The following is a 24964-nucleotide window of genomic DNA, read 5'->3' on the forward strand; positions in this document are numbered from 1 at the left end:
CAGGAGTAGACCGAGGTCAGAAGCATTTTTCTTCGCACCGAGGAGGCATTTCCCCATGTTCACCGACAGCCGTGCACAAGATTTTCTCGCCGTCGTGCTCGGCGCATTCACCGCACTGTCGCCCCTGTGGGTCAGCACCAACGACAACGCCCGCTGGACGTTGATCGTGCTCGGCGTGCTCATCGCGGCGACCGGGCTGATCCAGATGGTCAGGGCGGAGATGGCCGCCGCCGACTACGCCATGGGCCTGTTCGGCGTCCTGCTGTTCATCTCGCCGTGGGCGATGGACTTCACCGCCTTCAGCGGCGCATCCTGGACCGCATGGGTCGTCGGGGTGGTGACGGCGGTGGTGGCGGTCGCCGCGCTGCCCGCGATGAACGCCCGCCTGCACAATATGGCTCCACATCACTGATGCCGGGCCGACACGTCGGGCGCCGCAACGCGAAACGCGATGGCGACGCCCGGCAACTCATTCTGGATGCCGCCGAAGACCTGTTCGCCGCACAAGGTTTCGACGCCACTCCGACCGCGGCCCTGGCCGCGGCCGCCGGTGTGCCCAAGGGTCTGGTCTTCTACTACTTCCCCACCAAGACCGCGATCCTGTCCGCGCTCATGCGCGAACGCGTCCCGGAACACCCGCTCGACAACCTGGACGCCGTCGTCGCCCCCGGTGACCCGGCCACCAGCCTGATCAACCTCGACACCGCCGTCAACCTGCGCGACCACCACTCCTCGGTCCTGCGCGTCATCATGTGGCGCGAGGCCGACACCCACCCCGACGTCCGCCGCCGCCTGCGCCAACTACGCGACCAGCTCCTCGACGTCACCGCCCGCGTCCTCCAGGAGAGCGTCCCCACCCCCATCCGCCCCAGTACCCTGCGCGCCTGCGCGGCCGCCTGGGTCTCGGCCATGTTCGCCATCGCGGGCACCGACCGGCTACACGCCCTCGACGACATGCCGGTCCCCACCACCGACGATCTGATGAACGTCGCCAGGGTGGTCGCCGCCGGGATGACCCAGCTCGGCTGACCGGCGCAGCACGCGCGCGGCCAGCAGGCCGAGCGCGGCGTGCAGCAGCCCCGCGGTCACGGCGACCACGTGCAGTCCGTCCACGAACGCGGCGCGCGCGTCCGCGAGCGCGACCGGCGCGAGAGCGGGCAGGCGCAGGGTCTCGCCGAGGGTCGGCGCGAGGTCGGGGCCGTGCAGCCGGAACAGCAGCGCGGCCAGCGAGCCGAAGACCGCGATCCCGAAGGCGTTGCCGAGTTCGTTGCCGGTCTCGGCGAGCGCGGCGGCCGAACCGGCCCGTTCGGACGGCACCGCGGCGACGGCGATGTCGGCGACCACGCTGAACGAGATGCCGTAGCCGATGCCGGCGACGGCGGTCGAGGCGATGTACCAGCCCGCGCCGCCCGTATCACCGGCGAACAGCAACAGGAACAGTCCCGCGGCGATGGCGAAGTGCGCGCCGATCAGCGCCGCCGACTGTCCGATCCGGGCGACGACCGCGGGCGTCACGACCGCGGCCACGGTGAGCACGACGGCACCGGGAACCGCGAGCAAGGCCGCGTGGGCGACCGTCAGCCCGAGCACGGACTGCAGATAGGCGCTCGTGAGGTAGGCGGTCGCAGACCAGGCGGCCAGCGGCAGGAATCCGGTGACGATCGCGATCGTGAACACCGGACTGCGGAACAGCCCGAAGTCGACGAGCGGGTGCGTGATCCGGAACTGCCTGCGCACGAACCAGATCAGCAGCGCGAGGCCCGCGAGCCCGGCGAGCGACCCGGTCGCGGACAGACCCTCCGCCGCCGCGTGCTTGACCGCGTACATGGTGAGCAGCAGTCCGGCGGCCGAGGCGAGCACACTCGCCACATCGACCCGACCGACCCCGGACTCGCGCACCTCACGCAGCAGTACCGGTGCGAACACCAGGAACACCAGCAGCACAGGCAGATTGATCAACAGCACCGATCCCCACCAGAACCTGGTGAGCAACTGCCCCGCGACGATCGGACCCACCGCGAACCCCGCGGCGAAGGTGGCGGCGAAGATCCCGATGGCCTGTGCGCGCCGGCGCGGGTCGGCGAACAGGGCGCTCAGGATCGCCAGCGCCGACGGCAGCAGCGTCGCTCCCGCCACGCCCGTCAGCACCCGCAGGCCGATCAGGATCTCGGCGCTCGGCGCGAAAGCCGCTGCCGCCGAAGCGAGGCCGAACACGGCGGCGCCGATCATCAGCAGCCGGAGCCTGCCGTACCGGTCGCCGATGCTGCCGAACGCGATCAGCAGCGAGCCGACCGCGAAACCGTAACTGTCCAGGATCCACAGGGATTGGTCCGCGGTCGGGGTGAGCGCGCCGGTGATCGCGGGCATGGCAAGGAACAGCACCGAGCCGTCCATGGCCACCAGCAGGACGGGGCCGAGGATCACCAGCAGGCCCAGCCAGGCCCGCAGCGCCGAAGGGGGTGTGCCGAGTCGAGTCATGTCCCCGAATCTGCGGCAGCCTGCCACCGGCAACCAGACCCGGTGATGGGTACACCTCGCGGGGATACCCGCCGGCCGGCCGCCGTGCCTACGATCGGAAGGCATGGAGCTGGAAAGCCTCGGCGCGTTCCTCAAGACCCGCCGCGACCGGATCACGCCCGAGCGCATCGGGCTGCGGACCTACGGCGCCACCCGCCGGGTGCCCGGGCTGCGCCGCGAGGAGCTGGCCCAGCTGGCCGGTGTCAGCGCCGGTTACTACACGCGGCTCGAACAGGATCAGGCGGGAACGGCATCGTCGCAGGTCATCGAGGCCATCGCCCGGGTGCTGCGGCTCGACCCCGCCGAGACCACCCACCTGCACAACCTGGCCGGACTCCCCGCCACGCCGCGCCTGACCCGCTCGGAACCCGAACGCGCGCACCCCCGAGTCCTCGCGCTGCTCGACGCTCTGGGCGACACCATGCCCGCCGTCGTCCTCGGCCGCCGCGGTGACGTGCTGGCCTGGAACCGCACCGGGCACGCCCTGTTCGCCGAACACCTCGACTTCGCCGCCCCCGCCGACCCGGCCCTGCGTCCCTCCATCCCGCGCATGTTCTTCCTCGACCCCCTCACCAGGGACCTGCACCGCAACTGGTCCGAGCTGGCCCGCATCCACGTCGCCTACCTGCGCCTCACTGCGGGCCGCTACCCCACCGACGGTCACCTGGCCGAACTGATCGGCGAATTGTCCATGCGCAGTTCCGAATTCGCCGCCCTATGGGCCGAGGGCGAAGTCGCCGACTGCACAGTCGGCGCCATGAACCTGCATCACCCCACCGTCGGGCTTGTCGACGTCGACTACCAGGTGTGGCTGCAACCGGACAGCCCCGACCATCGGCTCGAGGTCTACACCCCGCGCGACGCGAGCACCGCCGATGCGCTGCGGCTGCTCGGCCGTGCGACAGCGGAGAGTGCGCACGACCAGCATCGTGTCCTCGCCGCCGAGTGACCGACGCGTGATCTACCGCACCGAGGCGCACCATGTCGGCTCGCTGCCGACGGCGCGCATCGCACAGAACTCGGCGAGCCCAGCGACTGCAGGCGGTGGAACCGACACTGCCGAGGCGAGTGACCGGTGGCGCCGTCTCCGCGGGAGACGACGCCACCGGGCCCGCTCAGCCGCCGGCGATGATCGACTCCGCGACCGCCGGTGGGACCGGCGCGTAGGAGTCGAACACCATGGAGTAGTTCGCCCGGCCCCGGGTCTTCGAGCGAAGATCACCGATGTAGCCGAACATCTCCTGGAGCGGGGTCAGGGCGCGCACGACGTGGGCGCCGCCCCGCTGGGTGAGGTCGGTGACGCGGCCGCGGCGGGCGTTCAGGTCACCGATCACCTCGCCGACGTACTCCTCGGGAGTGACGACCTCGACGGCCATCATCGGTTCGAGGAGCACCGGTTTCGCCTTCGCGACGGCGGCTCGCACCGCTGCCGCGCCGGCCAGCCGGAACGCCAGGTCCGACGAATCCTGCACGTGGGCGGCGCCGTCGAGCAGCGTCACCTTCACGTTCACCAGGGGGAAGCCGGCCAGCGCGCCGACGCGCAGCGCGTCCTGCGCGCCCGCGTCGACCGCGGGGATGTACTCCCGCGGTACGCGCCCGCCGGCGACCCGGCTCTCGAATTCGTAGACCGCGCCGTCGTCGGCCACGTGCGGCTCCAGCGCGATCACCACCTTGGCGAACTGTCCGCGCCCACCCACCTGCTTGCGATGGGTGTACTCGAACAGATCCACCGCGGCGGTGACGGTTTCGCGATAGGCCACCCGTGGTGCGCCGATCTCGGCCTCGACCCGGAACTCCCGCTTCATCCGGTCGACCAGGATCTCCAGATGCAGTTCGCCCATGCCGCCGACGACCGTCTGGCCGGTCTCGGTGTCGACGTGCACGGTGAACGTCGGATCCTCCTCGGCCAGGCGAGCCAGGGCGATGCCCAGCTTGTCCTGATCCGCGCGGGTCCGCGGTTCGATCGAGACCGCAAGCACGGGATCGGGGAAGGTCATCGACTCCAGCACGATCGGCGCGTTCCGATCGCACAGGGTGTCGCCGGTGCCCGTCTCCTTCAGGCCGATCACGGCACAGATCTGACCAGCCTGCACCCGATCGACGGCGATCTCGGTGCTCGAATGCATCTGGAACAGTTTGCCAAGGCGCTCCTTTCGTCCCTTCGTCGAATTCAGTACGGCCGCACCGGGTTCGATCCGGCCCGAGTAGACCCGCAGGTACACGAGCTTGCCGAAGAACGGATGCAGCGCGACCTTGAACGCCAGGGCCGCGAACGGCTCGGCGATATCGGGTGCGCGTTCGATGTGCCCACCTTCCGGCGCGAAACCGTGCACCGCAACGACATCCAGTGGCGAGGGCAGGTAGTCGACGACCGCGTCCAGCAGCGGCTGCACGCCGATGTTGGCCAGCGCCGAACCGCACAGGACCGGGTAGGCGCGGGCGTCGACCGTCATCGTGCGGATGGCGGCCTTCAGCTCGTCGACCGGGATCGCCGCACCAGAAAGGTAGCGCTCCAGCACCGCCTCGTCGGCCTCGGCGACCGCGGCCACCAGCGCCTCGCGGTGCTGTTCGGCTTTGACGCGCAGGTCGTCCGGGATCTCGACGACCTCGAACCGCGCACCGCGGTCGGTGTCGCCACGCCACACCTTGGCCGTCATCTCGACCAGGTCGACGACGCCTTCGAACCCGCCCTCCGCGCCGATCGGCAGCTGAATCACCAACGGCCGCACACCGAGCCGCTCCGCGATGGTCCGCACGGTGAACGCGAAATCCGCACCGAGCTTGTCCATCTTGTTGACGAAGCAGATCCGTGGCACGCCGTACCTGTCGGCTTGGCGCCACACCTGCTCCGACTGCGGCTCGACGCCCTCCTTGACATCGAACACGGCGACCGCGCCGTCGAGAACACGCAGCGACCGTTCCACCTCGACGGTGAAGTCGACGTGGCCCGGGGTGTCGAGGATGGTGATCTCGTGCTCGTTCCACCAGCAGGTGGTGGCCGCGGCGGCGATGGTGATGCCGTGCTCGCGCTCCTGGATCATCCGGTCCATGGCGGCGGTGCCGTCGTGGACCTCGCCGAGGGTGCGGGTGACACCGGTGTAGAACAGCACCCGCTCGGTGGTGGTGGTCTTGCCCGCGTCGATGTGGGCGGCGATCCCGATATTGCGCATGCGGGAGAGGTCGGTGCGTGGTCTGGTCATGGGAATCCCCCAGTGGGTCAACTAGTTCGGTCGAAGAGTCGACGCTCGCCAGTTGTGCGTTCCACCGGACGGCACGGGCGTCGGATCACGCGGCACCCCACCGGCGCCCGAAGACCCGATGCGAACTAGTGCCGCGAATGCGGACGTGCCGTAACCATGGGACCAGTTCTACGCGGCCGGCTGCCCGGCTGTCGACGGGTTTTCCGCCGGCTCGGAGCCTGGCGCCCGAGCCGGGCATAAATGCGCCACGACCACGGTTCGTCACAACGAGGGCAGGCACCGTGCATCCAGAGGAGACCCACCGATGACAGCAGCGTTCGACCCGCAAGAACTGCTCGTGACGGCCAAGCTCGGCGTACTGGCCACGATCAAAGCCGACGGACGTCCGCAACTGTCCCCCGTCACCCCGTACTACGACCGCGACGCCGGGATCATCTATGTCTCGATGACCGAAGGCCGGGCCAAGACGGCCAACCTCCGGCGGGATCCCCGGGCCGCCTTCGAGGTGACCGCGCCCGACGGCTGGTCCTGGGCCACGGCCGAGGGCAGCGTCACCCTCACCGGTCCCGGTACCGACCCGAACGGTCCCGAGGTGGAGGCTCTTGTCGCCTACTACCGTGCCGCCGCCGGTGAGCACCCGGATTGGAACGAGTACCGGGAGGTCATGGTTTCGGACCGCCGGGTGCTGATGGCGTTGAGCGTCGAACACGTCTACGGCGCCAAGATTCGCTGATCGCCCGGAAATCGAGACGCTCGCTACCGTGGGCGGCACGTGCTAGTTCTTCACCACCAGGCAGGAGAGGCCGTTGAGTCAGGAATCGTTGTTGCGTCGGGGCTTGAGTGGGTTCAACGCCGGAGTGGTCGCGTTGACCGAGGCGCCGGTCGTCGGGAAGCTCCTCGGTGGGTCCTTCGCTCAGGTCAGCTACGTCGGCCGCCGCTCGGGGCGCACCTTCAGCACGCCGGTCAACTACCGCCGTTCCGGTGACGAGTACGTCATCGGGGTGGCCATGCCGGACAAGAAGAAGTGGTGGCGCAATTTCCTCGGCGAGGGCGCGCCGGTCACCCTGCGCATCGGTGGAGTGGACCGGCCTGGGCACGCGGTGAGCCATCGCGACGACCACGGTCGCGTCACCGTTCGCGTCCGGCCTGCCTGATCAGGCCCCCTCCAGGAATGCGGTGACATCGGGCGCGAAACGCTGGTGCTTGATCGCGCCGAGGTGCGTGGTGTCGGGATAGATCACGAGGCGAGCGCCGGGGATGCCGTCGGCGGTGTGGCGGAAGGTGTCGACGGAGTAGTACTCGTCCCGATCACCGCCGACCACCAGGGTCGGGGCCGTGATGTCGGCGAGCCTGCCGTCCAGATCGAACGCGTCCTCGGCGCGCACGAACGCGAGGGTGTCGGCCGGATTCTTCGGCCGCACCAGCGGGTCGGCCAGCCAGCCGACCGCACCGACCAGCCGCGCCTTGACCGGTGACTCGATCCCCTGGGTCGCCAGATGTTGCAGCGCCCGCTTCCGCGCTGCCGCGGCCGTCGCATACTTCATCTGCGACTCCCGCGCCGCATCCTCGAGCCGATACCCCGACGAGGCGACCACCAGCCCGCGCACCACCGCCGGATGATCCGCGGCCAGCTGCAACGCCAGCGACCCACCGGACGAGATCCCGAGCACGTCCACCGGTTCACCGAACTCGGCCCGCAACGCCTCCGCGTGCTCCCGCGCGATATCGGCCATCGTCGTCCCCGCCGCCATCCCCGGCGCGCGATTCACCGCATACACCCGGAAATGCCGGGCCAGTGGCGCCATCGTCTTGATCTCACTGGCCCGCATCCACCCACGCGGATTGTCGTGATCGGGCGTGAACCACCGCAAAAACACCAACGGACGCCCCGAACCGAATGCGAGATACGGCATCCCGTGTTCGAGGGTCCCCTCCGTGACGTCCAACTCCTGTTCGAGCGCAGCTCTACCCACGACGTCTCCGATTCATTCGAATGCGTTACCGCCCCAAAGCTACCGAGCCCCACCGACAAATCCGCGATGACGGCATAGGGACAGCTGTCCCGAAAACGCCGAACGGCGCCGCTCCCGGGGGAGCGACGCCGTTGCGGTGTCAGCAGTGGGTCTACAGACTCACTTGACGATCTTCGTGACGCGACCGGCGCCGACGGTGCGGCCACCCTCACGGATCGCGAAACGCAGGCCCTCGTCCATGGCGACCGGCTGGATCAGCTTGACGGACATCTCGGTGTTGTCACCGGGCATGACCATCTCGGTGCCCTCGGGGAGGGTCACAACGCCCGTCACGTCAGTCGTACGGAAGTAGAACTGCGGACGGTAGTTGTTGAAGAACGGGGTGTGGCGGCCGCCCTCGTCCTTCGACAGGATGTACGCCTGGCCCTCGAACTCCGTGTGCGGAGTGGTGGTGCCCGGCTTCACGACGACCTGGCCACGCTCGACATCTTCGCGCTTGATGCCACGAACCAGCAGACCGACGTTGTCGCCCGCCTGGCCCTGGTCGAGCAGCTTGCGGAACATCTCGATACCGGTGACGGTGGTCTTGGTGCTCTTCTCGCGGATGCCGACGATCTCGACTTCCTCGTTCACGTTGACGATGCCGCGCTCGACACGACCGGTGACGACGGTGCCACGACCGGTGATCGTGAAGACGTCCTCGACCGGCATCAGGAACGGGAGCTCGGTCTCACGGACCGGGTCCGGGATCGACTCGTCGACGGCGTTCATCAGCTCGAGGACAGCCTCGGCCCACTTCGGGTCGCCCTCGAGGGCCTTCAGGCCGGAGACACGCACGACCGGCGCGTCCTCGTCGAACTCCTGCGAAGCCAGCAGCTCGCGGACCTCCATCTCGACGAGCTCGAGGATTTCCTCGTCGTCGACCATGTCCGACTTGTTCAGCGCGACCAGGATGTAGGGCACGCCGACCTGACGGGCGAGCAGCACGTGCTCGCGGGTCTGCGGCATCGGGCCGTCGGTGGCGGCCACGACCAGGATCGCGCCGTCCATCTGGGCGGCACCGGTGATCATGTTCTTGATGTAGTCGGCGTGACCGGGGGCGTCGACGTGCGCGTAGTGGCGCTTCTCGGTCTGGTACTCGACGTGGGAGATGTTGATCGTGATACCACGAGCCTTCTCCTCCGGCGCCTTGTCGATCTGATCGAACGCGAACGCGGCGTTCAGATCCGGGTACTTGTCAGCCAGCACCTTGGTGATCGCCGCCGTCAGCGTGGTCTTGCCGTGGTCGACGTGACCGATGGTGCCGATGTTGACGTGGGGCTTCGTCCGCTCGAACTTCGCCTTCGCCACTGTTGTCCTCCTGGACTAGTTAGTGCGTGCTTTTTTGCAGCAGTGCGGTTATTAAGGGGGGTCGTGCTGACGCCCGGTTGCCGGGGCCAAGCGTACTTGGCCCCGGCAAGCGAATTACTCGCCGGTCGCCTTGGCGATGATCTCCTTGGACACGTTGGCCGGAACCTCCGCGTACTGGGCGAACACCATGGAGTAGTTCGCGCGACCCTGGGTCTTCGACCGAAGGTCACCGATGTAGCCGAACATCTCCGAGAGCGGAACCAGCGCCTTGACGACACGGGCACCACTGCGTTCCTCCATGGCCTGAATCTGGCCACGGCGGGAGTTGAGGTCGCCGATCACGTCGCCCATGTAATCCTCGGGCGTGATGACCTCGACCGCCATGAGCGGCTCGAGGATCACCGGACCGGCCTTGCGGGCCGCTTCCTTGAGGGCCTGCGAGCCCGCGATCTTGAACGCCATTTCCGACGAGTCGACGTCGTGGTACGCGCCGTCGAGCAGGGTGACCTTCAGGTTCACCAGCGGGTAGCCGGCGAGCACGCCGTACTGCATGGCGTCCTGGGCACCCGCGTCGACCGACGGGATGTACTCACGGGGCACGCGACCGCCGGAGACCTTGTTCTCGAACTCGTAGTGCGCACCGTCTTCGCCGACGAAGGGCTCGACCGCGATGATGACCTTCGCGAACTGGCCGGAGCCACCCGTCTGCTTCTTGTGCGTGAACTCGAGCTTCTCGACGGCCTTGGTGATCGTCTCGCGGTAGGCCACCTGCGGCTTACCGACGTTCGCCTCGACCTTGAACTCGCGCTTCATGCGGTCGACGAGGATGTCGAGGTGGAGCTCGCCCATGCCGCCGATGACGGTCTGGCCGGTCTCGGCGTCCAGCTTGACCGAGAACGTCGGGTCTTCGCGCGCCAGCTTCTGGATCGCGGTACCGAGCTTCTCCTGGTCGGACTTGGTCTTGGGCTCGATCGAGACCTCGATGACCGGGTCCGGGAACGTCATCGACTCGAGGACGACCTGGTTCTGCGGGTCCGAGAGGGTGTCACCGGTGGTGGTGTCCTTCAGACCGATCACGGCGTAGATGTGGCCGGCCGAGGCGGTGGTGACCGGGTTCTCCTTGTTGGAGTGCATCTGGAACAGCTTGCCCAGGCGCTCCTTCTTGCCCTTGGTCGAGTTGACGACCTGCGAGCCGGAGTCGACCTTGCCCGAGTACACGCGGACGTAGGTGAGCTCACCGAAGAACGGGTGCACCGCGATCTTGAACGCCAGCGCCGCGAACGGCTCGTCGACGTTCGGCTTACGGGTGACGAGCTCTTCTTCCTTGCCCGGGATGTGGCCGGTGGTGGCCTCGACATCCAGCGGGGACGGCAGGTAGTCGATAACCGCGTCGAGCATGGGCTGCACGCCCTTGTTCTTGAACGCGGAACCACACAGCACCGGGTACAGCTCGGAGTTGACCGTCATCTTGCGGATGGCGCCCTTGATCTCCTCGACCGAGAGCTCCTCGCCGCCGAAAAACTTCTCCAGCAGGGACTCGTCGGACTCGGCGACGGTCTCGAGCAGCTCCTGACGGTACTGCTCGGCCTTGTCCTTGAGGTCGGCCGGGATCTCGACGACCTCGTACTCTTCGCCGAGCTTGGTCTCGCCCTTCCAGACCTTGGCGTTGTTCTCGACCAGGTCGACGATGCCCTCGAAGTCGTTCTCCGCGCCGATCGGCAGCTGGATGACCAGCGGCTTGGCACCGAGACGGTCCTTGATGGTCTGCACGGTGAAGTAGAAGTCCGCGCCGAGCTTGTCCATCTTGTTCACGAAGCAGATACGCGGCACGTCGTACTTGTCGGCCTGACGCCACACCTGCTCGGACTGCGGCTCGACACCCTCTTTGCCGTCGAACACCGCGACCGCGCCATCGAGCACGCGCAGCGAACGCTCCACCTCGACGGTGAAGTCGACGTGCCCGGGGGTGTCGATGATGTTGATCTGGTTGTCTTTCCAGAAACAGGTGGTAGCGGCGGAGGTGATGGTGATACCACGCTCCTGCTCCTGCTCCATCCAGTCCATCGTGGCAGCGCCGTCGTGGACCTCACCGATCTTGTACGTGATACCGGTGTAGAAGAGGATGCGTTCGGTAGTGGTGGTCTTGCCCGCATCGATGTGGGCCATGATGCCGATGTTGCGGACCTTGTTCAGGTCGGTGAGCACGTCCTGTGCCACGGAAATCTTCCCCGCTCGTTAGCTAGTTGGAATTCTCGGGAACGACCCTGGTTCGGGTCGTCACAATGTCAACGCCGGGGGCGGCACCGAAGTGCCGCGTCCCGACTGAAAGCCTTCCGGCGCCGACACTAGCGACGGGCCGGGCGGCAATCACCAGCGGTAGTGCGCGAAGGCCCGGTTCGACTCGGCCATCTTGTGGGTGTCCTCGCGACGCTTCACCGAAGCGCCGAGGCCGTTGCTGGCGTCGAGGAGCTCGTTGGCGAGACGCTCGACCATGGTCTTCTCGCGACGGGCGCGGGAGTAGCTGACCAGCCAGCGCAGCGCCAGGGTGTTGGCGCGGCCCGGACGGACCTCGACCGGCACCTGGTAGGTGGCGCCACCGACGCGGCGGGGCTTCACCTCGAGGGCGGGCTTGACGTTGTCCAGCGCACGCTTGAGGGTGACGACCGGATCGGTGCCGGTCTTCTCACGCGCCTGCTCGAGCGCACCGTAGACGATGCGCTCGGCGGTGGACTTCTTACCGTCCAGCAGGATCTTGTTGACCAGCTGAGTGACCAGCGGCGACCCGTAAACCGGGTCGTTGATCAGCGGACGCTTGGGTGCGGGGCCCTTGCGTGGCATATCAGCTCTTCTCCTTCTTGGCGCCGTAGCGGCTGCGGGCCTGCTTGCGGTTCTTCACACCCTGGGTGTCCAGCGAGCCACGGATGATCTTGTAGCGGACACCGGGGAGGTCCTTCACACGACCGCCACGGACGAGCACCATCGAGTGCTCCTGCAGGTTGTGGCCCTCGCCGGGGATGTACGCCGTGACCTCGACTGCGCTGGTCAGGCGAACACGCGCGACCTTACGCAGCGCGGAGTTCGGCTTCTTGGGGGTGGTGGTGTACACGCGAGTGCACACGCCACGACGCTGCGGGCTCCCCTTCAGGGCCGCAGTCTTGGTCTTGGAGACCTTGTCGCGGCGACCCTTGCGGACCAGCTGGTTGATGGTTGGCATAGACCGGCTTTCCTTATTGGTAATTGCGGCTGTCGGAATACATGTCTTCAGTTCATCGAGCTTTCACTCGCACGTCCGACCGTGTTTCCGTCTACCCGCGGTCGGGCGTGTCGCGCGCAGCTCAGGGCCCTTTTTCTGGGCACGCTGGAACGTTCCGGCCGCTTTCGCTGGCCTACGTTCACGCACGAACTTGCCCGTAGCAATCCGGGCACAGGGATCCACGATACCCGCGTGCCCGAATCCGGGTCAAAGCGGGGTGGCCCGTCAAGGCTTCTACCGGGCCAGATCCAAGGTCAGCTCCACCAATTTCTGGGCGGCGGCGCACGGATCCGGGTGGGCCGAACCCGGCTTGTAGTTGATCCACCAGCCGACGACCCCGACATCGGCGGCCGGGGCGGTGACTCCGCAGGAGTCGTTGTCGCCCGGTCTGCGCACCTGCAGCGCCCTGCGGCCCTGCACGGTGATGTCGCCGGTGAGGTACCCCAACTTGTCGTTGGTGGTCTTCTCGTTGTTCAGCGTACCCATCTCGTACCAGTTCAGGGTGGCCATCGCCCCGCCGCCGGGGGCGTCCTCGATGTCCCACATACAGACGGCGCCGGAGAACGAGTCGTTCACGTAGGTCGCGTTGCCGACGATCTCGCCGATCTTGTCGCTGGCCACGACGTCGCACTCGCGCAGCAGTTTGTCGAAGTCGGTGTTGATCGTTTCACCGCCGCCACCGCTGCCCAGCGGCTGCGCGTTGCCCTGGACCTTCTCGGCACAGCCCGCCAGCGCGGCGGTGAGCATCAGCGCGGCCGTCGCGGCGACCGCGACCCGACGCGCGCTCACTCGAGCCGTCCCACGGTCAGCTCCGCCAGTTTCCTGGTCCGGTCGCACGGGTTGCCGCCGGTCGCGAACATGCCGGTGGACATGGACCACTCGAAGAAATCGTCGTCGAGCTGGACGGCGAGATCGCAGACGGTGCCCTCGGGGGCGAGTGCCTGGAAGCCAGGGCGCCCACCCACATCGATGGTCTGCGGATTGCGGCCGACATTGGACACCCACGCCTTCTCGCGTTCGATCGGGCTGCCCCGATACGAGGCGAAGGTCACGCTCGGCGAACTCAAGCCGGCGGACTGCCAGTTGCATCCGGTCGCGTTCTTGTACACGCGCGAGATCTGGCCGAGGCCTGCGAGATTGCGTACTTCGTCGTCGGTGACGTGACCGCATTCACCGACGAAAGGCCCCAGCGAGGCGACCTTCGGTGGTGGCCGCATCGGGCCGGTCGGCGTATCGGAGTCGCCCCCCGATCCGCACGACGTCAGCATGACGACCAAGGCCATGCCGGTGATGATCGCCGAGGGGATCCGCATGCCATGAACTCTAGTGGCTGCGCCGCCGGGCTCACAGGTTGCCGCGGGCCTCCTGCTCGCGTTCGATGGCCTGGAAGAGGGCCTTGAAGTTGCCTTTTCCGAAGCCGAGTGAGCCGTGTCGCTCGATGAGTTCGAAGAAGACGGTCGGGCGGTCGGCGAGCGGGCGGGTGAAGATCTGCAGGAGGTAGCCGTCCTCGTCGCGGTCGACGAGGATGCCGCGGCGCTGCAACTCCCCCACCGGGACTCGCACGTGGCCGATCCGGGCGCGGAGTTCGGGATCCTCGTAATAGGTGTCGGGGGTTTGCAGGAATTCGACGCCTTCGGCGCGCAACGCGTCGACCGTGGCGAGGATGTCACCGGTGGCCAGGGCGATGTGCTGGACGCCGGGGCCACGATAGAACTCGAGATACTCGTCGATCTGAGAACGCTTGCGGCCCACCGCGGGTTCGTTGAGCGGGAACTTGACCCGGTGGTTGCCGTTGGCGACGACCTTGCTCATCAGCGCGGAGTATTCGGTGGCGATGTCGTCGCCGACGAACTCGGCCATGTTCGTGAATCCCATGACGTTGCGGTAGAAGTCGACCCAGCGATCCATCATGCCGAGCTCGACATTGCCGACCACGTGGTCGATGGCCTGGAAGAGCCGGGCCGTGCGCCGCTGATGGGTGGACGTGCGGGCCACATAGCCCGGCATATACGGCCCGTAGTACCCGGACCGGTCGACCAGCGTGTGCCTGGTCTCGCCGTAGGTGGCCAGCGCCGCGGAGCGGACCGTGCCGAATTCGTCGGTCTCGTCGTGGGGTTCGACCAGAATTCGCGCGCCGTGGTCGCGCGCCCACGTGATGCAGCGGTCGACGTCGGGCACCTCGAGCGCGATGTCGACGATGCCGTCGCCGTGCCGGTCGTGATGGGCGACGAGCGGACTGTCCGGGTCGACCGCGCCCTGCACGACGAACCGCGCTCCCCCGCTGCGCAGCACGAACGACTTGTGGTCGCGATTGCCGGTCTCGGGACCGGAGTAGGCCTCCAGCCGCATCCCGAACGCCGACTGCAGGAAGTGCGCGCTCTGGGTCGCGTTGCCGACGACCCACACCAGCGCGTCCCACCCGATCACCGGAAACGGATCGACGCTGGCGTCGTGCTCGATCAGCCCGACGAGCTGCTGCTCAATGGTCATGACCTAGGAGATCTCGTCTGGGTGAGCTGGGCAACTACTCCATCGAAGTCTGAACAGGCTGACACAAGAAGCTACCGATCACGGCCTGATGGTGGACAATTTGAATAGCAACTGACCGCGCAGACACGGAGGTCTTTCGATGCGTACGCCGGCGAAACTGGACGAACTCGATCTCGCGATCCTCGCCGCGATGCACCAGTTCCAGAAGGCCGGGATCCTCGAGTTGTCGCGGCGCACGAAGGTCGCGCGGGCGACCGTGCAGGCCCGGATCAACCGGATGGAGGAGTCGGGGGTGATCGCCTCCTACGATCCGCAGATCGACGTGACCGCCGCCGGATTCGACGTGCAGGCCTTCGTGACGCTGGAGATCGCACAGGGCGCGCTGGACACCGTGAGCGCCGAGCTCGAAGCCATCCCCGGTGTGCTGGAGGCCTATGCGACGACCGGCTCCGGTGACGTGCTGTGCCGGATCGGCGCCGACTCGCACGCCGGGCTGCAGTCGGTGCTGCTCAGCATCGATCGGACCAGTTCGGTGGTGCGCTCGCACAGCGTGATCGTGCTGTCGACGGTGATCGCACGGCGCACCATGCCGCTGCTGCACACGCTGACTCCGGCAGGCACCGCCAAGGCGCCCGCCTACCGCGAGCCGCGCTGAGCGGTCACGGCCGGACGTCCGCGCCGGGTGCCAGGATCTCCACGGCGGGCGCGGATTCCGGTTCGAGGAAGGCGAGCAGCGCGGCTGCTTCCGATTCGACCTGCGCGGCTTCGGGTTTCGTCCAGGAGCGCAGCGGGCTGATACGCAGCCGGGCGGTGCCGGACTTGACGAAGATCTTGTACAGGCCGGCCAGGAAACCGTCGATCAACACCGGCGAGACCGAGGTGGCGAAGGCGCGCAGCGGGGGCGCGGAGTCGTCACCGAGGATGCGGGTGCGGTCCTGGTGGGACAGCAGCGCGTTGTCGTACCAGCCGAGCAGCCGGACCGGGGCCGGCAGATCGGGATCGGCGAGGTCGAGGTCGGCGGCGTCGTAGAGGGTCCGGCCGCGCTCGTCGGTGTAGGTGCGGACCCGGTCGCCGAGGTCGGCGATGGCCTGTTTCATCGCGGGCAGGCGCGACCAGGCCTGCATGTCCATCGTGCTCGCGGGGCCGAACGCGCGCAGGTAGCGCAGGATCAGTTCCGCCACCGGGTAACCCGGGTCGATGGGCGCGCCGAGCCAGGGTTGCACGCGCGACCAGACCGGTCGGCTGTTGTCGCGCCAGCGGCCGCGCGGCGGGGTCTGCAGGACGGGCAGCTGGTACAGCCAGGTCTGCAGGACCGCGCCCGCGTCGCGATCGGGGTAGATCCTGGCCGCTTCGGCGCGTAGCGCGGCGGCGGCCATCGGCTCGTCGCCGAGCGCCGCTTCGCCGTGCGCGCGGACCTCGTCGGGATCGAGCCCGACCATCGCCCCGTAGTTGAAGCCTTTGCGGAACGGTGCCTTCTCCAGCTCCGGCTGGATGTGCGGCGCGATCCGCAGCGCGTCGGGCGGGGTGACCAGGTGAATGGTGCCGCGCATCAGGGTGATTCGCACCAGCGATCGGTCTTCCAGGCCCGTGGACACCGTCGCCGGATCGAAGTCGGCGATCCGGCTCCACAGTCCGACGAACGGCGGCGGGACGTCCTGGGCTTGCAGGCCGACGAGGTGCTCGCACATCTGCGGTGTCGTCAGCGCCGACCGCTCCAGCAGGTGCTGACGCGCGAGCAGCGTCCGGTTCAGTACCCGATTCGACAGCTGCATGCGACTCCTCCGACTCCCCCGGCGACGAGCTGGACGATACCGGCCGACGACGACACACTCCGCCTCCCCGCGGGGGAAGCGGCCACTCGGCGCAGTATCGCGACCACTCAGCGCAGCTGCACGACCACTTTGCCGGTAGCGGTGCGGTTGTCCAGCGCCGCAACGGCTTCGGCGGTCTTTTCCAGCGGGTACAGCACCGGCTCGGGCGCGGGGATGGCGCCGGAGGCGAGCAGCGGTTCGACCTCGGCCCACTGTTCGGCCAGGTAGGTGGGGTGGCTCATCACCCATTCGCCCCAGGCCGCGCCGACGACCTCGACGTTCTTGAGCAGCAGTCGGTTCACCTTCACGGTCGGGATCTCGCCCGCGGTGAAACCGACGACCAGCAGCCTGCCGCCACCGGCCAGGCAGCGGACGCTGTCGGTGAAGCGGTCGCCACCCACCGGGTCGAGCACGATGTCGACGCCACGACCGTCGGTGAGGTCTTTCACGGCGGCGAGCCAGCCTTCGGTCAGCACCACATCGGTCGCGCCGTTGGCCTTGGCCACCTGGGCTTTCGCCTCGGTGCTGACCACCGCGATCACCCGGCCCGCGCCGAGCGCCCTGGCCATCCGGAGGGTGGAGGTGCCGATGCCGCCCGCGGCGCCGTGCACCAGCACGGTCTCGCCCTCGGCGATCCGGCCGCGCTTGGTCAGGCAGAAGTGGACGGTGAGGTCGTTGAACAGGATGCCCGCGCCCGCTTCGAGCGAGACATTGCCGGGCAGCTTGAACACGGCGTGCTCGGGCGAGACGGCCACCTCGGCGACACCGTTGCCGAGCATGGTCAGCGCGGCGACGCGGTCGCCGGGGCGCAGCGGCGAACCCTCCGGCGCCGCGCGCACGACGCCGGCCACCTCGCCGCCGACGACGAACGGCAGGCCCGGCTTCATCTGGTAGAGACCGCGCGTCATCAGCACATCGGGGAAGGCGATGCCCGCCGCGTACACGTCGATCAGTACCCCGCCGGGATAGGCGACCGGCTCGGGCAGGTCGACGATCTCGATCGCCGATGGACCGTCCAACTTACCGACCTGGGCTGCGCGCATGCTCGAACACTATCCCGGCGAACCGGTCAGCGATGGGCGAATTCCGTGACCTGCTCGCTGGCCAGCACCGACCCGCCCTTGGTGATCGTCAGTCCGGCGGAGGTGAGCTGATACTGCGTGCCGTCGGTCGGGTTGGTCGCGGTGAAACCGCCGCCGCCGGTGGGCACCGGGTCGTCGAGTTCGATGCCGAGACCGTTGCTGGCGCGTGCGCCCTTGTAGTAGTAGCGGTTGTCGCCGGTGTGGCAGATGACCACGCGCGAGCCGGTGGTGCGCGCGATCGTCATCGCGGCATCGTTGTCGTTGCAGCGCGGGCTGCCGTTGAGGAAGCCCTGGCCGTCGGCGCCGGAGACGCTCGATTGCAGCGGCGGCACCGTCGTCCTGGTCGGCGAGGGCGGTGAGGTGACGACCCGGGAGGTCGGCACGATCTGGCTCGACGTCTCGATCACCGGCGGCGGCGGGACGACGGCACCGGTCGTGGTGTTCGGCGGATCGGCCACGGTCTTCTTGGGGTCGCCGACGCTCAACATCACCCACACCGCCGCGCCGACCGCGGCGACCACGATCAGCGCGCCCAGCGCACCGGCCAGGATCGGCGTCGACGAATTGCGTTGCGGCGGCAGCGGTAGCGGCGCGGAGGGGTGGGTGTGCCCGCCGGCGCGGGTGGGCTGCGGGCCGCTCACCCGGTAGCCGGGCGGCGGTGTCCACTGCTGGTGCGGGGCGGCGACCGGCGTGACCACTACCTGCGGACCCGACACCGTGGGCGGTGGCGGCTCACCGGTGTCCCACGACCGCGGCGCGGGAACCTGCCCGACCACGGTCGCCGCCGCCACCTGCGGTCCAGGCGCGGTGCTCGGCGCCGATCGCTCGGCTTGCACGAGGGCCGCACGGGCGGCACGGGCCAGGTCGCCGGGGGTGGCGTAGCGCTGTTCCGGACGCTTGGCCATCCCGCGATCGATCACCGGGTCGAAGAAGGCCAGTCCGGGGTCGACGGCGCTCGGCCGTGGTGGCGGCGCCATCTGATGTGAACCGATCGCGCCTGCGAGGCTGTTCACCGGGTACGGGACCCGGCCGACCAGGCATTCGTAGAGCACGCAGGTGAGGGCGTAGGTGTCCACCGCCCCGGTCATCGGCTGGTCCTCGAACCGCTCCGGCGCCATGTACGCCATCGAGCCGACCGCGCTGCCGGTGCTGGTGAGCTGCGGATCCGAGTCGGCGTGCGCGATACCGAAATCCACCAGGTAGGCGAACATGCTGCTGGTGAGCAGGATGTTGGCCGGCTTGACGTCGCGGTGGACGAGGCCGATCTCGTGCGCGGCGTCGAGCGCGGCGGCGATCTGCTCGATCACCTGCACCGTCTCACCCGGTGTCAGCCTGCCGTGCTGCTGCAGGCGGTCCTTGAGATCGCTGCCCTTGACCAGGCGCATGTCGATATAGAGGACACCGTCGACCTCGCCCCAGTCGTGCACCGGGATGACGTGCGGTTCCTGCACGCTCGCCATCGCATGCGATTCCCGCCGGAAGCGCTGCACATAGACGGGATCCCTGGCCAGTTCGCGGTTGAGCACCTTGACCGCGACAGTGCGATTCTTGGAGGTGTCGTAGGCCTCGTAGACCTCCCCCATACCGCCTACTCCGAGGAGTCTGCGCATTTCATAGCGCCCGAACATCGAGCCCGCCATTGCCCCGCCGGCCATTCCAGCAGGCTACCGGGCGCGGGTTGCTCCTGTCATGTACGACAACCGGGCCGGTGACCGCGCTGTGACCCCCACCTGGTACCGCTTGTCCCGGCTCCGCGTGAGCGTGTGATCTGCGACCCGTAAAGTCGTGTCCAGAACTACGCAAGAAGTCGCGGTCCACCCTGGTGTGCCGTGCAAGGAGCACACGTGTCACTCGATCAGCCACTGGCCCCGCTTCCCCAGGAGGGCATGGGTTTCGCCGCGGCGTGGCCCGTCCGGGCTGGCGACGTGGATCCCTATCACCGGCTGCGCCTCGACTCGGTGGCGCGCTACCTGCAGGACATCTCCTGGGACGAGCTCCAGCAGACGGCACTGCATCGCACCGACCCCACCTGGATCGTGCGCCGCACCGTCGTCGACGTCATCCGGCCGGTCACCTGGCCCGATCAGGTGCACCTGACCCGCTGGTGCTCGAGCATGTCGACCCGCTGGACGAACATGCGCACCCGGATCACCAGTGCCGGCGGCGGTCTGATCGAGACCGAGGGCTTCTGGATCAACCTCAGCGAATCGAGCAACCTACCCGCCCGGATCAGCGACGAAGGCCTTGCCTACCTGGCCCGATCCACCGACGAGCACCGGCTGCGCTGGCGGCCCTACCTCACCGATCCGGCGCCGCGCGAGTCCGACAACGATCTGCCCTTCCCGGTGCGCGCCACCGATATCGACCAGTACAACCACGTCAACCACTCCTGCTACTGGCAGGCGGTGGAGCAGTTCCTGGTCGACTTCCCGAAGCTGGTCGCCGGACCGCATCGCGCGGTGATCGAGTATGTGGCGCCGGTGCTGGCCCGCGAGCACATCACCGTGCGCGGCCGGTACGAGCCGGGCGACCGGACCGGTCAGCAGGTGCTGCGGCTGTGGTTCGTGGTCGGCGGCACCACCACCACCGTCGTGCGGATCATGCCGCTGCCGGAATAGCCCCGGCCCGTTGGGCGGACCGGGGCTGTTACCTAGCCCTTCGCCGCTTTGAGCAGGTCGGCGCGGGTGGTGAACTTGACCCGCGGCCTGCCCGCCGCCTTGCCCACGGACTTCTCGGCCTGGTCGATGGTCTTCCAGCCCTTGCGGTCGACGAGCTCGGGCTGCCGCTCGGCGAGCAGCGCCTGCAGCGCGGCCCGGTCACCGGTCGGCGCGGTGAGCTTGCCCGCGATGAAGTCGGCGATCACGGCTTCCACGGTCTCCTCGGCGTCGACCCGGTTCGAGCCGATCACGCCGCGCGGCCCGCGCTTGATCCAGCCGGACACGTACACACCCGGCACCGGCTCGGTCGCGTCGATGACCCGGCCGTGCTCGCTGGGCACGATGCCACGCCGCTCGTCGAACGGCAGGCCGGCGACGGGCACGCCGCGGTAACCGATCGAGCGCAGCACCAGTCCGGTGCCGAGCGTCTCGGTGCGGTCGGTGGCGGTGGCCACCAATTGCCCGTTCTCCTCGGTCAATTCGTTGTGCGCGAATTCGATCGAGGTGGCCTGGTCGTCGCCGTGCACCGCGGTCGGGGTCGCCAGGTAGCGGAAGGCGATCCGCTTGTGCGCCGGGTCGTGCTGCGTGGTCGAGTACTCCTGGGCGAGCTGGTACTTCAGCCGCAGCGACGGTTCGATGTTCGGGTCGTCGAGGATGGCGCGGCTGTGCGGGTCCAGCTCCAGGTCGGCCGGGTCCACCACGACGTCGACGCCCTTCAGGTGCGTCAAGGCCAGGAACTCCGGCGTGCTGTAGGCCGCCTGCAGCGGGCCGCGCCTGCCGAGGATGACCACCTCGCGGATATTGCTGCGCCGCAACGCGTCCAGCGCGTGGTCGGCGATGTCGGTCTTGGCGAGCTCGTCCGGGTCGACGGTGAGCACGCGGGCGACATCGAGCGCGACGTTGCCGTTGCCGACGATCACCGCGCGCTCGCCGGACAGGTCGAACTCGCGGTCGGCGAAGTCGGGGTGGCCGTTGTACCAGGCGACGAACTCGGTGGCCGAGTGACTGCCGGGCAGGTCCTCGCCGGGCACGCCGAGCTTGCGATCGCTGGACGCGCCGACGGCGTAGATCACCGCGTGGTGGTGATCCAGCAGTTCCTGGTGGTCGATGTGCTCGCCCACCTCGACATTGAGGTAGTACTGCAGCGTGTCGCGGCGGAAGGCCGACTCGAACATGTTCGCCACGCCCTTGGTGCCCGCGTGGTCGGGCGCGACGCCCGCGCGCACCAGGCCCCACGGGGTCGGCAGGCGGTCGAACATCTCGACCTCGACATCGCTGCGCCGGAGCAGTTCGTCGGCGGCGTAGCAGGCGGCCGGGCCTGCGCCGACGATCGCGACGCGCAGCGTCCCCAGATCCTTGGGCGGACGCGTCGGCGTGGCCAGCGGATCGAAGTTCGACTCCAGCGGGTGGCGCTGGAAGTAGGCGGCGTTGATCTCGCGATACCTGGCCAGCGAGGCGAGCAGATCGTCCTCGGAGAAGATGGCGTCCACCGGGCAGGCGTCGACACAGGCGCCGCAGTCGATGCAGGTGTCGGGGTCGATGTACAGCATCTCCGCCGTGGCGAACTCCGGCTGATCCGGAGTCGGGCGGATGCAGTCGACCGGGCACTCGGTGACGCAGCTGGCGTCGTTGCAACAACGCTGCGTGATGACGTAGGCCATAGTGTGCAGATCCTCGAAATATGTGGTCGGTGGCTCGAGACGTCGTCCGTGACGGGCTCGCGGCGGGTGTGCCACGAACACATCTACGGTGACGTAGCTTTCAGTGTGCCTCGAGTGTGACCGCGACCTCACCCGCGGTCGGGATTACGGTGGTTCCATGGTGGCGACCCTCATCCTGATGCGGCACGGAAAATCGGCCTACCCCGAAGGTGTAGGCGATCACGCCCGCCCGCTGGCGCCGCGCGGACAGCGGGAGGCAGCGCTGGCCGGCGAGTGGTTGCGCACCACCCAGCCGCCCATCGACGCGGTCCGCTGCTCGACCGCGACGCGCACCAGACAGACCCTCGCCGCCACCGGCATCGCCGCGCCGGTGGAGTACACCGACGACATCTACGAGGCCAACCCGCACACCCTGATCGAGCTGATCCAGCTCACCGACGACGCGATCGACACCCTGCTCGTCGTCGGGCACGTGCCCGGAATCCCGTGGACCGCTTGGGAACTGGCGGCCAACCGCGAGTCCGATCAGGCGACCGAGCTCAGCCGCAAGTTCCCGACCTCGGCGCTGGCCGTGCTCGAGTTCGACCGTCCGTGGGCGCAGCTCGACACCGGTTCGGGCGAACTCACGTACTTCCACGTCCCGCGCTGAGCGCGGGCAGGCTACTCGAGCAGCTTGCCGCCGACGACGATGCCGACCCCGAGTAGCGCGAGCAGCACGAAGGCGACGAATCCGTTCGTCAGCCACCACACTACGCCGAGTACCAGCACCACCGGGGCCACCGCGATCGCGGTGATCACGGGGCTCTCTTTGACCGTTTCCCAGGCCGAGTGGGCCCTGATCCGGTCGATGTCCTTACCAGCCATGTGATCCACACTACGTTTCTGTCGGTCTTCGGTGCCATGCTGAACGGCATGGATTGGAAAATCGAACTCGTTGCCATCCCGGTCACCGATGTCGATCGGGCCAAGGACTTCTACACCAGCATCGGCTTCAACGCCGATCACGACCACACCCCGAGCCCGGACATCCGCTTCGTCCAGCTCACCCCGCCGGGTTCCGGCTGCTCGATCTGCATCGGCCGCGGCTTGACCAGTGCCGCCCCCGGCAGCGTCGAAGGCATGCAGATGGTCGTGTCCAGCGCGCAGCAGGCCTACGACCAGCTCGTCGCCGCCGGTGTGGAGGCCACGCCGGTGCAGGACATGGGCTGGGGTCTGTTCACCTTCTTCAAGGATCCGGACGGCAACCAGTGGGCCATCCAGGAGCTGCCGAAGTACAACTGAGTTCGCTCGTCCCGCGAGAATAGGTCTTGCTTGGAGTGCACTCCAGGTAGATAGCGTCGGTGGGGTTCCACGGGAAGGGACGAGCACGATGGATCAGGACGCGGCCCTGCGTACCAACAGCGGGGACGACGAGTGGGAGCGCCCGAAATACTCGATCGGCGAGGCCGCCGGGCGATCGGGCCTCAGCCGCGACACGCTGCGCTGGTACGAGCGGATCGGGCTGATGGGCTACATCGGCCGCGACCACTCCGGCAACCGCCGCTTCAGCGATCGCGACCTGGAGTGGCTGGTGCTGATCGGCCGGTTGCGGCTGACCGGCATGCCGGTCGCCGACATGATCCGCTACGCCGAACTGGTGCGGGCAGGCGACCAGACCTACCCGGACCGGCTGGCGATGTTCCGGCAGACCAGGTCCGACGTGCTCGACAAGATCGCGGAACTACAGCAGACCGTGGCCGTCCTCGACTACAAGATCGCCATCTACGAAGGCCGATCCGAGGTCGACCGGCCGGCCACGCTCACCGCGCAGACGAGCGAAGGAACCGAAACATGAGCACCACCGCGACACTGCCCACCGTCACCCTCGGCACCGACGGCCCCGTGGTCGGCGTGCAGGGCCTGGGCTGCATGGGCATCAGCGAGTTCTACGGCGACAGCGACCTGACCGAATCGCGGGCCACCCTCGACCACGCGCTCGAACTCGGCGTCACCCTGTTCGACACCGCCGATGTCTACGGCTCGGGCCACAACGAGGAATTCCTCGCCGATTTCGTCCGCGCCAACCGCGAGAACCTGGTGATCGCCACCAAGTTCGGCATCGTCCGCAAAGCCGACGACCCGGCCTTCCGCGGCTTCGACAACTCCCCCGCCTACATCCGCGCCTCGGTCGATGCCAGTCTGCGCAGGCTCGGTATCGACACCGTCGACCTGTACTACATGCACCGGCGCGACCCGAACGTGCCGATCGAGGACACCGTGGGCACACTGGCCGAACTGGTGGCAGCGGGCAAGGTGCGCGCACTCGGCCTGTCCGAGGTGACCGGTGACGAACTGCGCGCCGCGCACGCGGTGCACCCGATCGCGGCGCTGCAGTCGGAGTGGTCACTGTTCTCCCGCGACGTGGAGCGCACCGCCGTGCCCGCCGCGGCCGAACTCGGCGTGGCCTTCGTGCCGTACTCGCCGCTGGGCCGCGGCTTCCTCACCGGCGCGTTCCGCACCGCGAACGACTTGAGCGACAAGGATTTCCGCCAGTTCCAGCCGCGTTTCACCGGCGACAACGCCGAGCACAACGCCGAACTGCTCGACCCGCTGGCCGCGATCGCCGCGGCACACGGGATCACCCAGGCCCAGGCCGCCCTGGCCTGGGTACACGCCCGCGCCGAGGTGCACGGTCTCGCGGTGGTGCCGATCCCCGGCACGCGCAAGCGCAGCAGGCTGGCCGAGAACGTCGCGGCGGCCACGGTGCGGCTCACCGCCGGGGAACTCGCGACGCTCGAGCCGATCGCCGGCCAGGTGGCGGGCAACCGGTACGCCGACATGTCCTTCACCTCCGCGGGCCGGGAGTAGCCGTCGGCGCGCCGCGGTCCGACAGGCCCCGGCGCGCCGGGCGGGACACCCGGGGGGGTCACCAAGCCCCCCCACCCGGGGGGTCGACAAACACCCAACCGCCGAAAAAAAAACAAAAAACCC

General features: G+C 68.2%; 26 protein-coding genes. 11 read left to right on the top strand and 15 right to left on the bottom strand.

Annotated elements, in window-relative coordinates; all coding sequences use genetic code 11:
* Positions 1-55: 55 nt before the first annotated feature.
* Both ACFVAV_RS02585 and ACFVAV_RS02590 read left to right on the top strand, forming a co-directional pair.
* Positions 56-412: an SPW repeat protein gene (locus tag ACFVAV_RS02585; protein ID WP_379028751.1), complete on the top strand. Its 357-nt coding sequence runs from the start codon at positions 56-58 to the stop codon at positions 410-412.
* Positions 412-1029 (top strand): TetR/AcrR family transcriptional regulator, encoded by a 618-nt coding sequence (locus ACFVAV_RS02590; RefSeq protein WP_379028753.1) that lies wholly within the window; start codon positions 412-414, stop codon positions 1027-1029. The genes ACFVAV_RS02585 and ACFVAV_RS02590 overlap by 1 nt, the downstream gene beginning before the upstream one ends.
* Here ACFVAV_RS02590 and ACFVAV_RS02595 read toward each other — a convergent pair.
* Positions 937-2478, bottom strand: a complete 1542-nt coding sequence (locus ACFVAV_RS02595) for an MFS transporter (protein WP_379028755.1) — start codon at positions 2476-2478, stop codon at positions 937-939. The genes ACFVAV_RS02590 and ACFVAV_RS02595 overlap by 93 nt on opposite strands.
* A gap of 103 nt (positions 2479-2581) precedes the next feature.
* Between ACFVAV_RS02595 and ACFVAV_RS02600 the strand changes: the two genes are divergently transcribed.
* Positions 2582-3466 (top strand): helix-turn-helix domain-containing protein, encoded by an 885-nt coding sequence (locus ACFVAV_RS02600; protein ID WP_379028757.1) that lies wholly within the window; start codon positions 2582-2584, stop codon positions 3464-3466.
* Between the two features lie 166 nt (positions 3467-3632).
* Here the strand turns inward: ACFVAV_RS02600 and fusA (ACFVAV_RS02605) are convergent, their stop codons facing one another.
* Positions 3633-5717 carry an elongation factor G gene (gene fusA, locus ACFVAV_RS02605; RefSeq protein WP_379028760.1) on the bottom strand — a complete coding sequence of 695 codons (2085 nt, stop codon included), beginning with the start codon at positions 5715-5717 and terminating at the stop codon, positions 3633-3635.
* Between the two features lie 304 nt (positions 5718-6021).
* On the opposite strand from fusA (ACFVAV_RS02605), the gene ACFVAV_RS02610 reads away from it, so the two are divergent.
* Complete coding sequence (locus ACFVAV_RS02610; RefSeq protein WP_379028763.1) at positions 6022-6450, top strand: PPOX class F420-dependent oxidoreductase; 429 nt, start codon at positions 6022-6024, stop codon at positions 6448-6450.
* 103 nt (positions 6451-6553) lie between these two features.
* Entirely contained in the window at positions 6554-6871 is a 318-nt protein-coding gene (locus ACFVAV_RS02615; protein ID WP_379028766.1) for a nitroreductase/quinone reductase family protein, read from the top strand.
* On the opposite strand, the gene ACFVAV_RS02620 is transcribed toward ACFVAV_RS02615, so the two are convergent.
* The 8 genes from ACFVAV_RS02620 to hppD all read right to left on the bottom strand — a co-directional run bounded on the left by ACFVAV_RS02620 (position 6872) and on the right by hppD (position 14783).
* Positions 6872-7690: an alpha/beta fold hydrolase gene (locus ACFVAV_RS02620; RefSeq protein ID WP_379028769.1), complete on the bottom strand. Its 819-nt coding sequence runs from the start codon at positions 7688-7690 to the stop codon at positions 6872-6874.
* A gap of 159 nt (positions 7691-7849) precedes the next feature.
* Positions 7850-9040, bottom strand: coding sequence for an elongation factor Tu (gene tuf / locus ACFVAV_RS02625; protein ID WP_379028772.1), 1191 nt, complete (start codon positions 9038-9040; stop codon positions 7850-7852).
* A 114-nt stretch (positions 9041-9154) separates the two neighbouring features.
* Entirely contained in the window at positions 9155-11257 is a 2103-nt protein-coding gene (gene fusA, locus ACFVAV_RS02630; protein WP_355273726.1) for an elongation factor G, read from the bottom strand.
* 150 nt (positions 11258-11407) lie between these two features.
* The gene (gene rpsG / locus ACFVAV_RS02635; RefSeq protein WP_019049358.1) at positions 11408-11878 is read right to left on the bottom strand and encodes a 30S ribosomal protein S7; all 471 of its coding nucleotides are present in this window, start codon (positions 11876-11878) and stop codon (positions 11408-11410) included.
* A gap of 1 nt (position 11879) precedes the next feature.
* Positions 11880-12254 (bottom strand): 30S ribosomal protein S12, encoded by a 375-nt coding sequence (gene rpsL / locus ACFVAV_RS02640; protein ID WP_019049359.1) that lies wholly within the window; start codon positions 12252-12254, stop codon positions 11880-11882.
* A gap of 273 nt (positions 12255-12527) precedes the next feature.
* A complete protein-coding gene (locus ACFVAV_RS02645; RefSeq protein ID WP_379028775.1) occupies positions 12528-13082 on the bottom strand; it encodes a DUF3558 domain-containing protein in 555 nt (184 codons plus the stop codon).
* Positions 13079-13606 carry a DUF3558 domain-containing protein gene (locus ACFVAV_RS02650; protein ID WP_379028778.1) on the bottom strand — a complete coding sequence of 176 codons (528 nt, stop codon included), beginning with the start codon at positions 13604-13606 and terminating at the stop codon, positions 13079-13081. The genes ACFVAV_RS02645 and ACFVAV_RS02650 overlap by 4 nt, the downstream gene beginning before the upstream one ends.
* A 31-nt stretch (positions 13607-13637) precedes the next feature.
* Complete coding sequence (gene hppD, locus ACFVAV_RS02655) at positions 13638-14783, bottom strand: 4-hydroxyphenylpyruvate dioxygenase (protein ID WP_379028782.1); 1146 nt, start codon at positions 14781-14783, stop codon at positions 13638-13640.
* Positions 14784-14922: 139 nt separating this feature from the next.
* On the opposite strand from hppD, the gene ACFVAV_RS02660 reads away from it, so the two are divergent.
* On the top strand, positions 14923-15438 hold the full coding sequence (locus ACFVAV_RS02660) for an Lrp/AsnC family transcriptional regulator (protein ID WP_379028785.1): 516 nt from the start codon (positions 14923-14925) through the stop codon (positions 15436-15438).
* A gap of 4 nt (positions 15439-15442) precedes the next feature.
* Here the strand turns inward: ACFVAV_RS02660 and ACFVAV_RS02665 are convergent, their stop codons facing one another.
* The 3 genes from ACFVAV_RS02665 to ACFVAV_RS02675 all read right to left on the bottom strand — a co-directional run bounded on the left by ACFVAV_RS02665 (position 15443) and on the right by ACFVAV_RS02675 (position 19331).
* Positions 15443-16555 (bottom strand): winged helix DNA-binding domain-containing protein, encoded by a 1113-nt coding sequence (locus ACFVAV_RS02665; protein ID WP_379028788.1) that lies wholly within the window; start codon positions 16553-16555, stop codon positions 15443-15445.
* Between the two features lie 107 nt (positions 16556-16662).
* On the bottom strand, positions 16663-17637 hold the full coding sequence (locus ACFVAV_RS02670; RefSeq protein ID WP_379028791.1) for an NADPH:quinone oxidoreductase family protein: 975 nt from the start codon (positions 17635-17637) through the stop codon (positions 16663-16665).
* 26 nt (positions 17638-17663) lie between these two features.
* Positions 17664-19331 (bottom strand): protein kinase, encoded by a 1668-nt coding sequence (locus ACFVAV_RS02675; RefSeq protein WP_379028794.1) that lies wholly within the window; start codon positions 19329-19331, stop codon positions 17664-17666.
* Positions 19332-19520: 189 nt separating this feature from the next.
* On the opposite strand from ACFVAV_RS02675, the gene ACFVAV_RS02680 reads away from it, so the two are divergent.
* Positions 19521-20294, top strand: a complete 774-nt coding sequence (locus ACFVAV_RS02680) for an acyl-[acyl-carrier-protein] thioesterase (RefSeq protein WP_379028796.1) — start codon at positions 19521-19523, stop codon at positions 20292-20294.
* A 32-nt stretch (positions 20295-20326) separates the two neighbouring features.
* Here the strand turns inward: ACFVAV_RS02680 and ACFVAV_RS02685 are convergent, their stop codons facing one another.
* Entirely contained in the window at positions 20327-21994 is a 1668-nt protein-coding gene (locus ACFVAV_RS02685) for an FAD-dependent oxidoreductase (RefSeq protein ID WP_379028799.1), read from the bottom strand.
* 157 nt (positions 21995-22151) lie between these two features.
* Here ACFVAV_RS02685 and ACFVAV_RS02690 point away from each other — a divergent pair, with 157 nt between their 5' ends.
* On the top strand, positions 22152-22643 hold the full coding sequence (locus ACFVAV_RS02690; protein ID WP_379028802.1) for a SixA phosphatase family protein: 492 nt from the start codon (positions 22152-22154) through the stop codon (positions 22641-22643).
* 11 nt (positions 22644-22654) lie between these two features.
* On the opposite strand, the gene ACFVAV_RS02695 is transcribed toward ACFVAV_RS02690, so the two are convergent.
* Complete coding sequence (locus ACFVAV_RS02695; protein ID WP_379028805.1) at positions 22655-22858, bottom strand: hypothetical protein; 204 nt, start codon at positions 22856-22858, stop codon at positions 22655-22657.
* Positions 22859-22906: 48 nt separating this feature from the next.
* On the opposite strand from ACFVAV_RS02695, the gene ACFVAV_RS02700 reads away from it, so the two are divergent.
* The 3 genes from ACFVAV_RS02700 (at position 22907) to ACFVAV_RS02710 (ending at position 24841) form a co-directional block, all read left to right on the top strand.
* A complete protein-coding gene (locus tag ACFVAV_RS02700) occupies positions 22907-23275 on the top strand; it encodes a VOC family protein (RefSeq protein ID WP_379028808.1) in 369 nt (122 codons plus the stop codon).
* An 88-nt stretch (positions 23276-23363) separates the two neighbouring features.
* Positions 23364-23828, top strand: a complete 465-nt coding sequence (locus ACFVAV_RS02705; RefSeq protein ID WP_379028812.1) for a MerR family transcriptional regulator — start codon at positions 23364-23366, stop codon at positions 23826-23828.
* Positions 23825-24841, top strand: coding sequence for an aldo/keto reductase (locus tag ACFVAV_RS02710; RefSeq protein ID WP_379028815.1), 1017 nt, complete (start codon positions 23825-23827; stop codon positions 24839-24841). Before ACFVAV_RS02705 ends, ACFVAV_RS02710 begins: the two co-directional genes overlap by 4 nt.
* Positions 24842-24964 lie beyond the last annotated feature (123 nt).

Source organism: Nocardia sp. NPDC057663 (assembly GCF_042799895.1).
Classification (GTDB): Bacteria; Actinomycetota; Actinomycetes; order Mycobacteriales; family Mycobacteriaceae; genus Nocardia.

What these genes read in the sequence shown, in the direction of transcription:
- ACFVAV_RS02585 (WP_379028751.1), top strand. Translation starts at nt 56, where the DNA reads ATGTTCACCGACAGCCGTGCACAAGATTTTCTCGCCGTCGTGCTCGGC.
- ACFVAV_RS02590 (WP_379028753.1), top strand. Translation starts at nt 412, where the DNA reads ATGCCGGGCCGACACGTCGGGCGCCGCAACGCGAAACGCGATGGCGAC.
- ACFVAV_RS02595 (WP_379028755.1), bottom strand. Translation starts at nt 2,478, where the DNA reads ATGACTCGACTCGGCACACCCCCTTCGGCGCTGCGGGCCTGGCTGGGC.
- ACFVAV_RS02600 (WP_379028757.1), top strand. Translation starts at nt 2,582, where the DNA reads ATGGAGCTGGAAAGCCTCGGCGCGTTCCTCAAGACCCGCCGCGACCGG.
- fusA (WP_379028760.1), bottom strand. Translation starts at nt 5,717, where the DNA reads ATGACCAGACCACGCACCGACCTCTCCCGCATGCGCAATATCGGGATC.
- ACFVAV_RS02610 (WP_379028763.1), top strand. Translation starts at nt 6,022, where the DNA reads ATGACAGCAGCGTTCGACCCGCAAGAACTGCTCGTGACGGCCAAGCTC.
- rpsG (WP_019049358.1), bottom strand. Translation starts at nt 11,878, where the DNA reads ATGCCACGCAAGGGCCCCGCACCCAAGCGTCCGCTGATCAACGACCCG.
- rpsL (WP_019049359.1), bottom strand. Translation starts at nt 12,254, where the DNA reads ATGCCAACCATCAACCAGCTGGTCCGCAAGGGTCGCCGCGACAAGGTC.
- ACFVAV_RS02650 (WP_379028778.1), bottom strand. Translation starts at nt 13,606, where the DNA reads ATGCGGATCCCCTCGGCGATCATCACCGGCATGGCCTTGGTCGTCATG.
- hppD (WP_379028782.1), bottom strand. Translation starts at nt 14,783, where the DNA reads ATGACCATTGAGCAGCAGCTCGTCGGGCTGATCGAGCACGACGCCAGC.
- ACFVAV_RS02660 (WP_379028785.1), top strand. Translation starts at nt 14,923, where the DNA reads ATGCGTACGCCGGCGAAACTGGACGAACTCGATCTCGCGATCCTCGCC.
- ACFVAV_RS02665 (WP_379028788.1), bottom strand. Translation starts at nt 16,555, where the DNA reads ATGCAGCTGTCGAATCGGGTACTGAACCGGACGCTGCTCGCGCGTCAG.
- ACFVAV_RS02670 (WP_379028791.1), bottom strand. Translation starts at nt 17,637, where the DNA reads ATGCGCGCAGCCCAGGTCGGTAAGTTGGACGGTCCATCGGCGATCGAG.
- ACFVAV_RS02675 (WP_379028794.1), bottom strand. Translation starts at nt 19,331, where the DNA reads ATGGCCGGCGGGGCAATGGCGGGCTCGATGTTCGGGCGCTATGAAATG.
- ACFVAV_RS02685 (WP_379028799.1), bottom strand. Translation starts at nt 21,994, where the DNA reads ATGGCCTACGTCATCACGCAGCGTTGTTGCAACGACGCCAGCTGCGTC.
- ACFVAV_RS02690 (WP_379028802.1), top strand. Translation starts at nt 22,152, where the DNA reads ATGGTGGCGACCCTCATCCTGATGCGGCACGGAAAATCGGCCTACCCC.
- ACFVAV_RS02695 (WP_379028805.1), bottom strand. Translation starts at nt 22,858, where the DNA reads ATGGCTGGTAAGGACATCGACCGGATCAGGGCCCACTCGGCCTGGGAA.
- ACFVAV_RS02700 (WP_379028808.1), top strand. Translation starts at nt 22,907, where the DNA reads ATGGATTGGAAAATCGAACTCGTTGCCATCCCGGTCACCGATGTCGAT.
- ACFVAV_RS02705 (WP_379028812.1), top strand. Translation starts at nt 23,364, where the DNA reads ATGGATCAGGACGCGGCCCTGCGTACCAACAGCGGGGACGACGAGTGG.
- ACFVAV_RS02710 (WP_379028815.1), top strand. Translation starts at nt 23,825, where the DNA reads ATGAGCACCACCGCGACACTGCCCACCGTCACCCTCGGCACCGACGGC.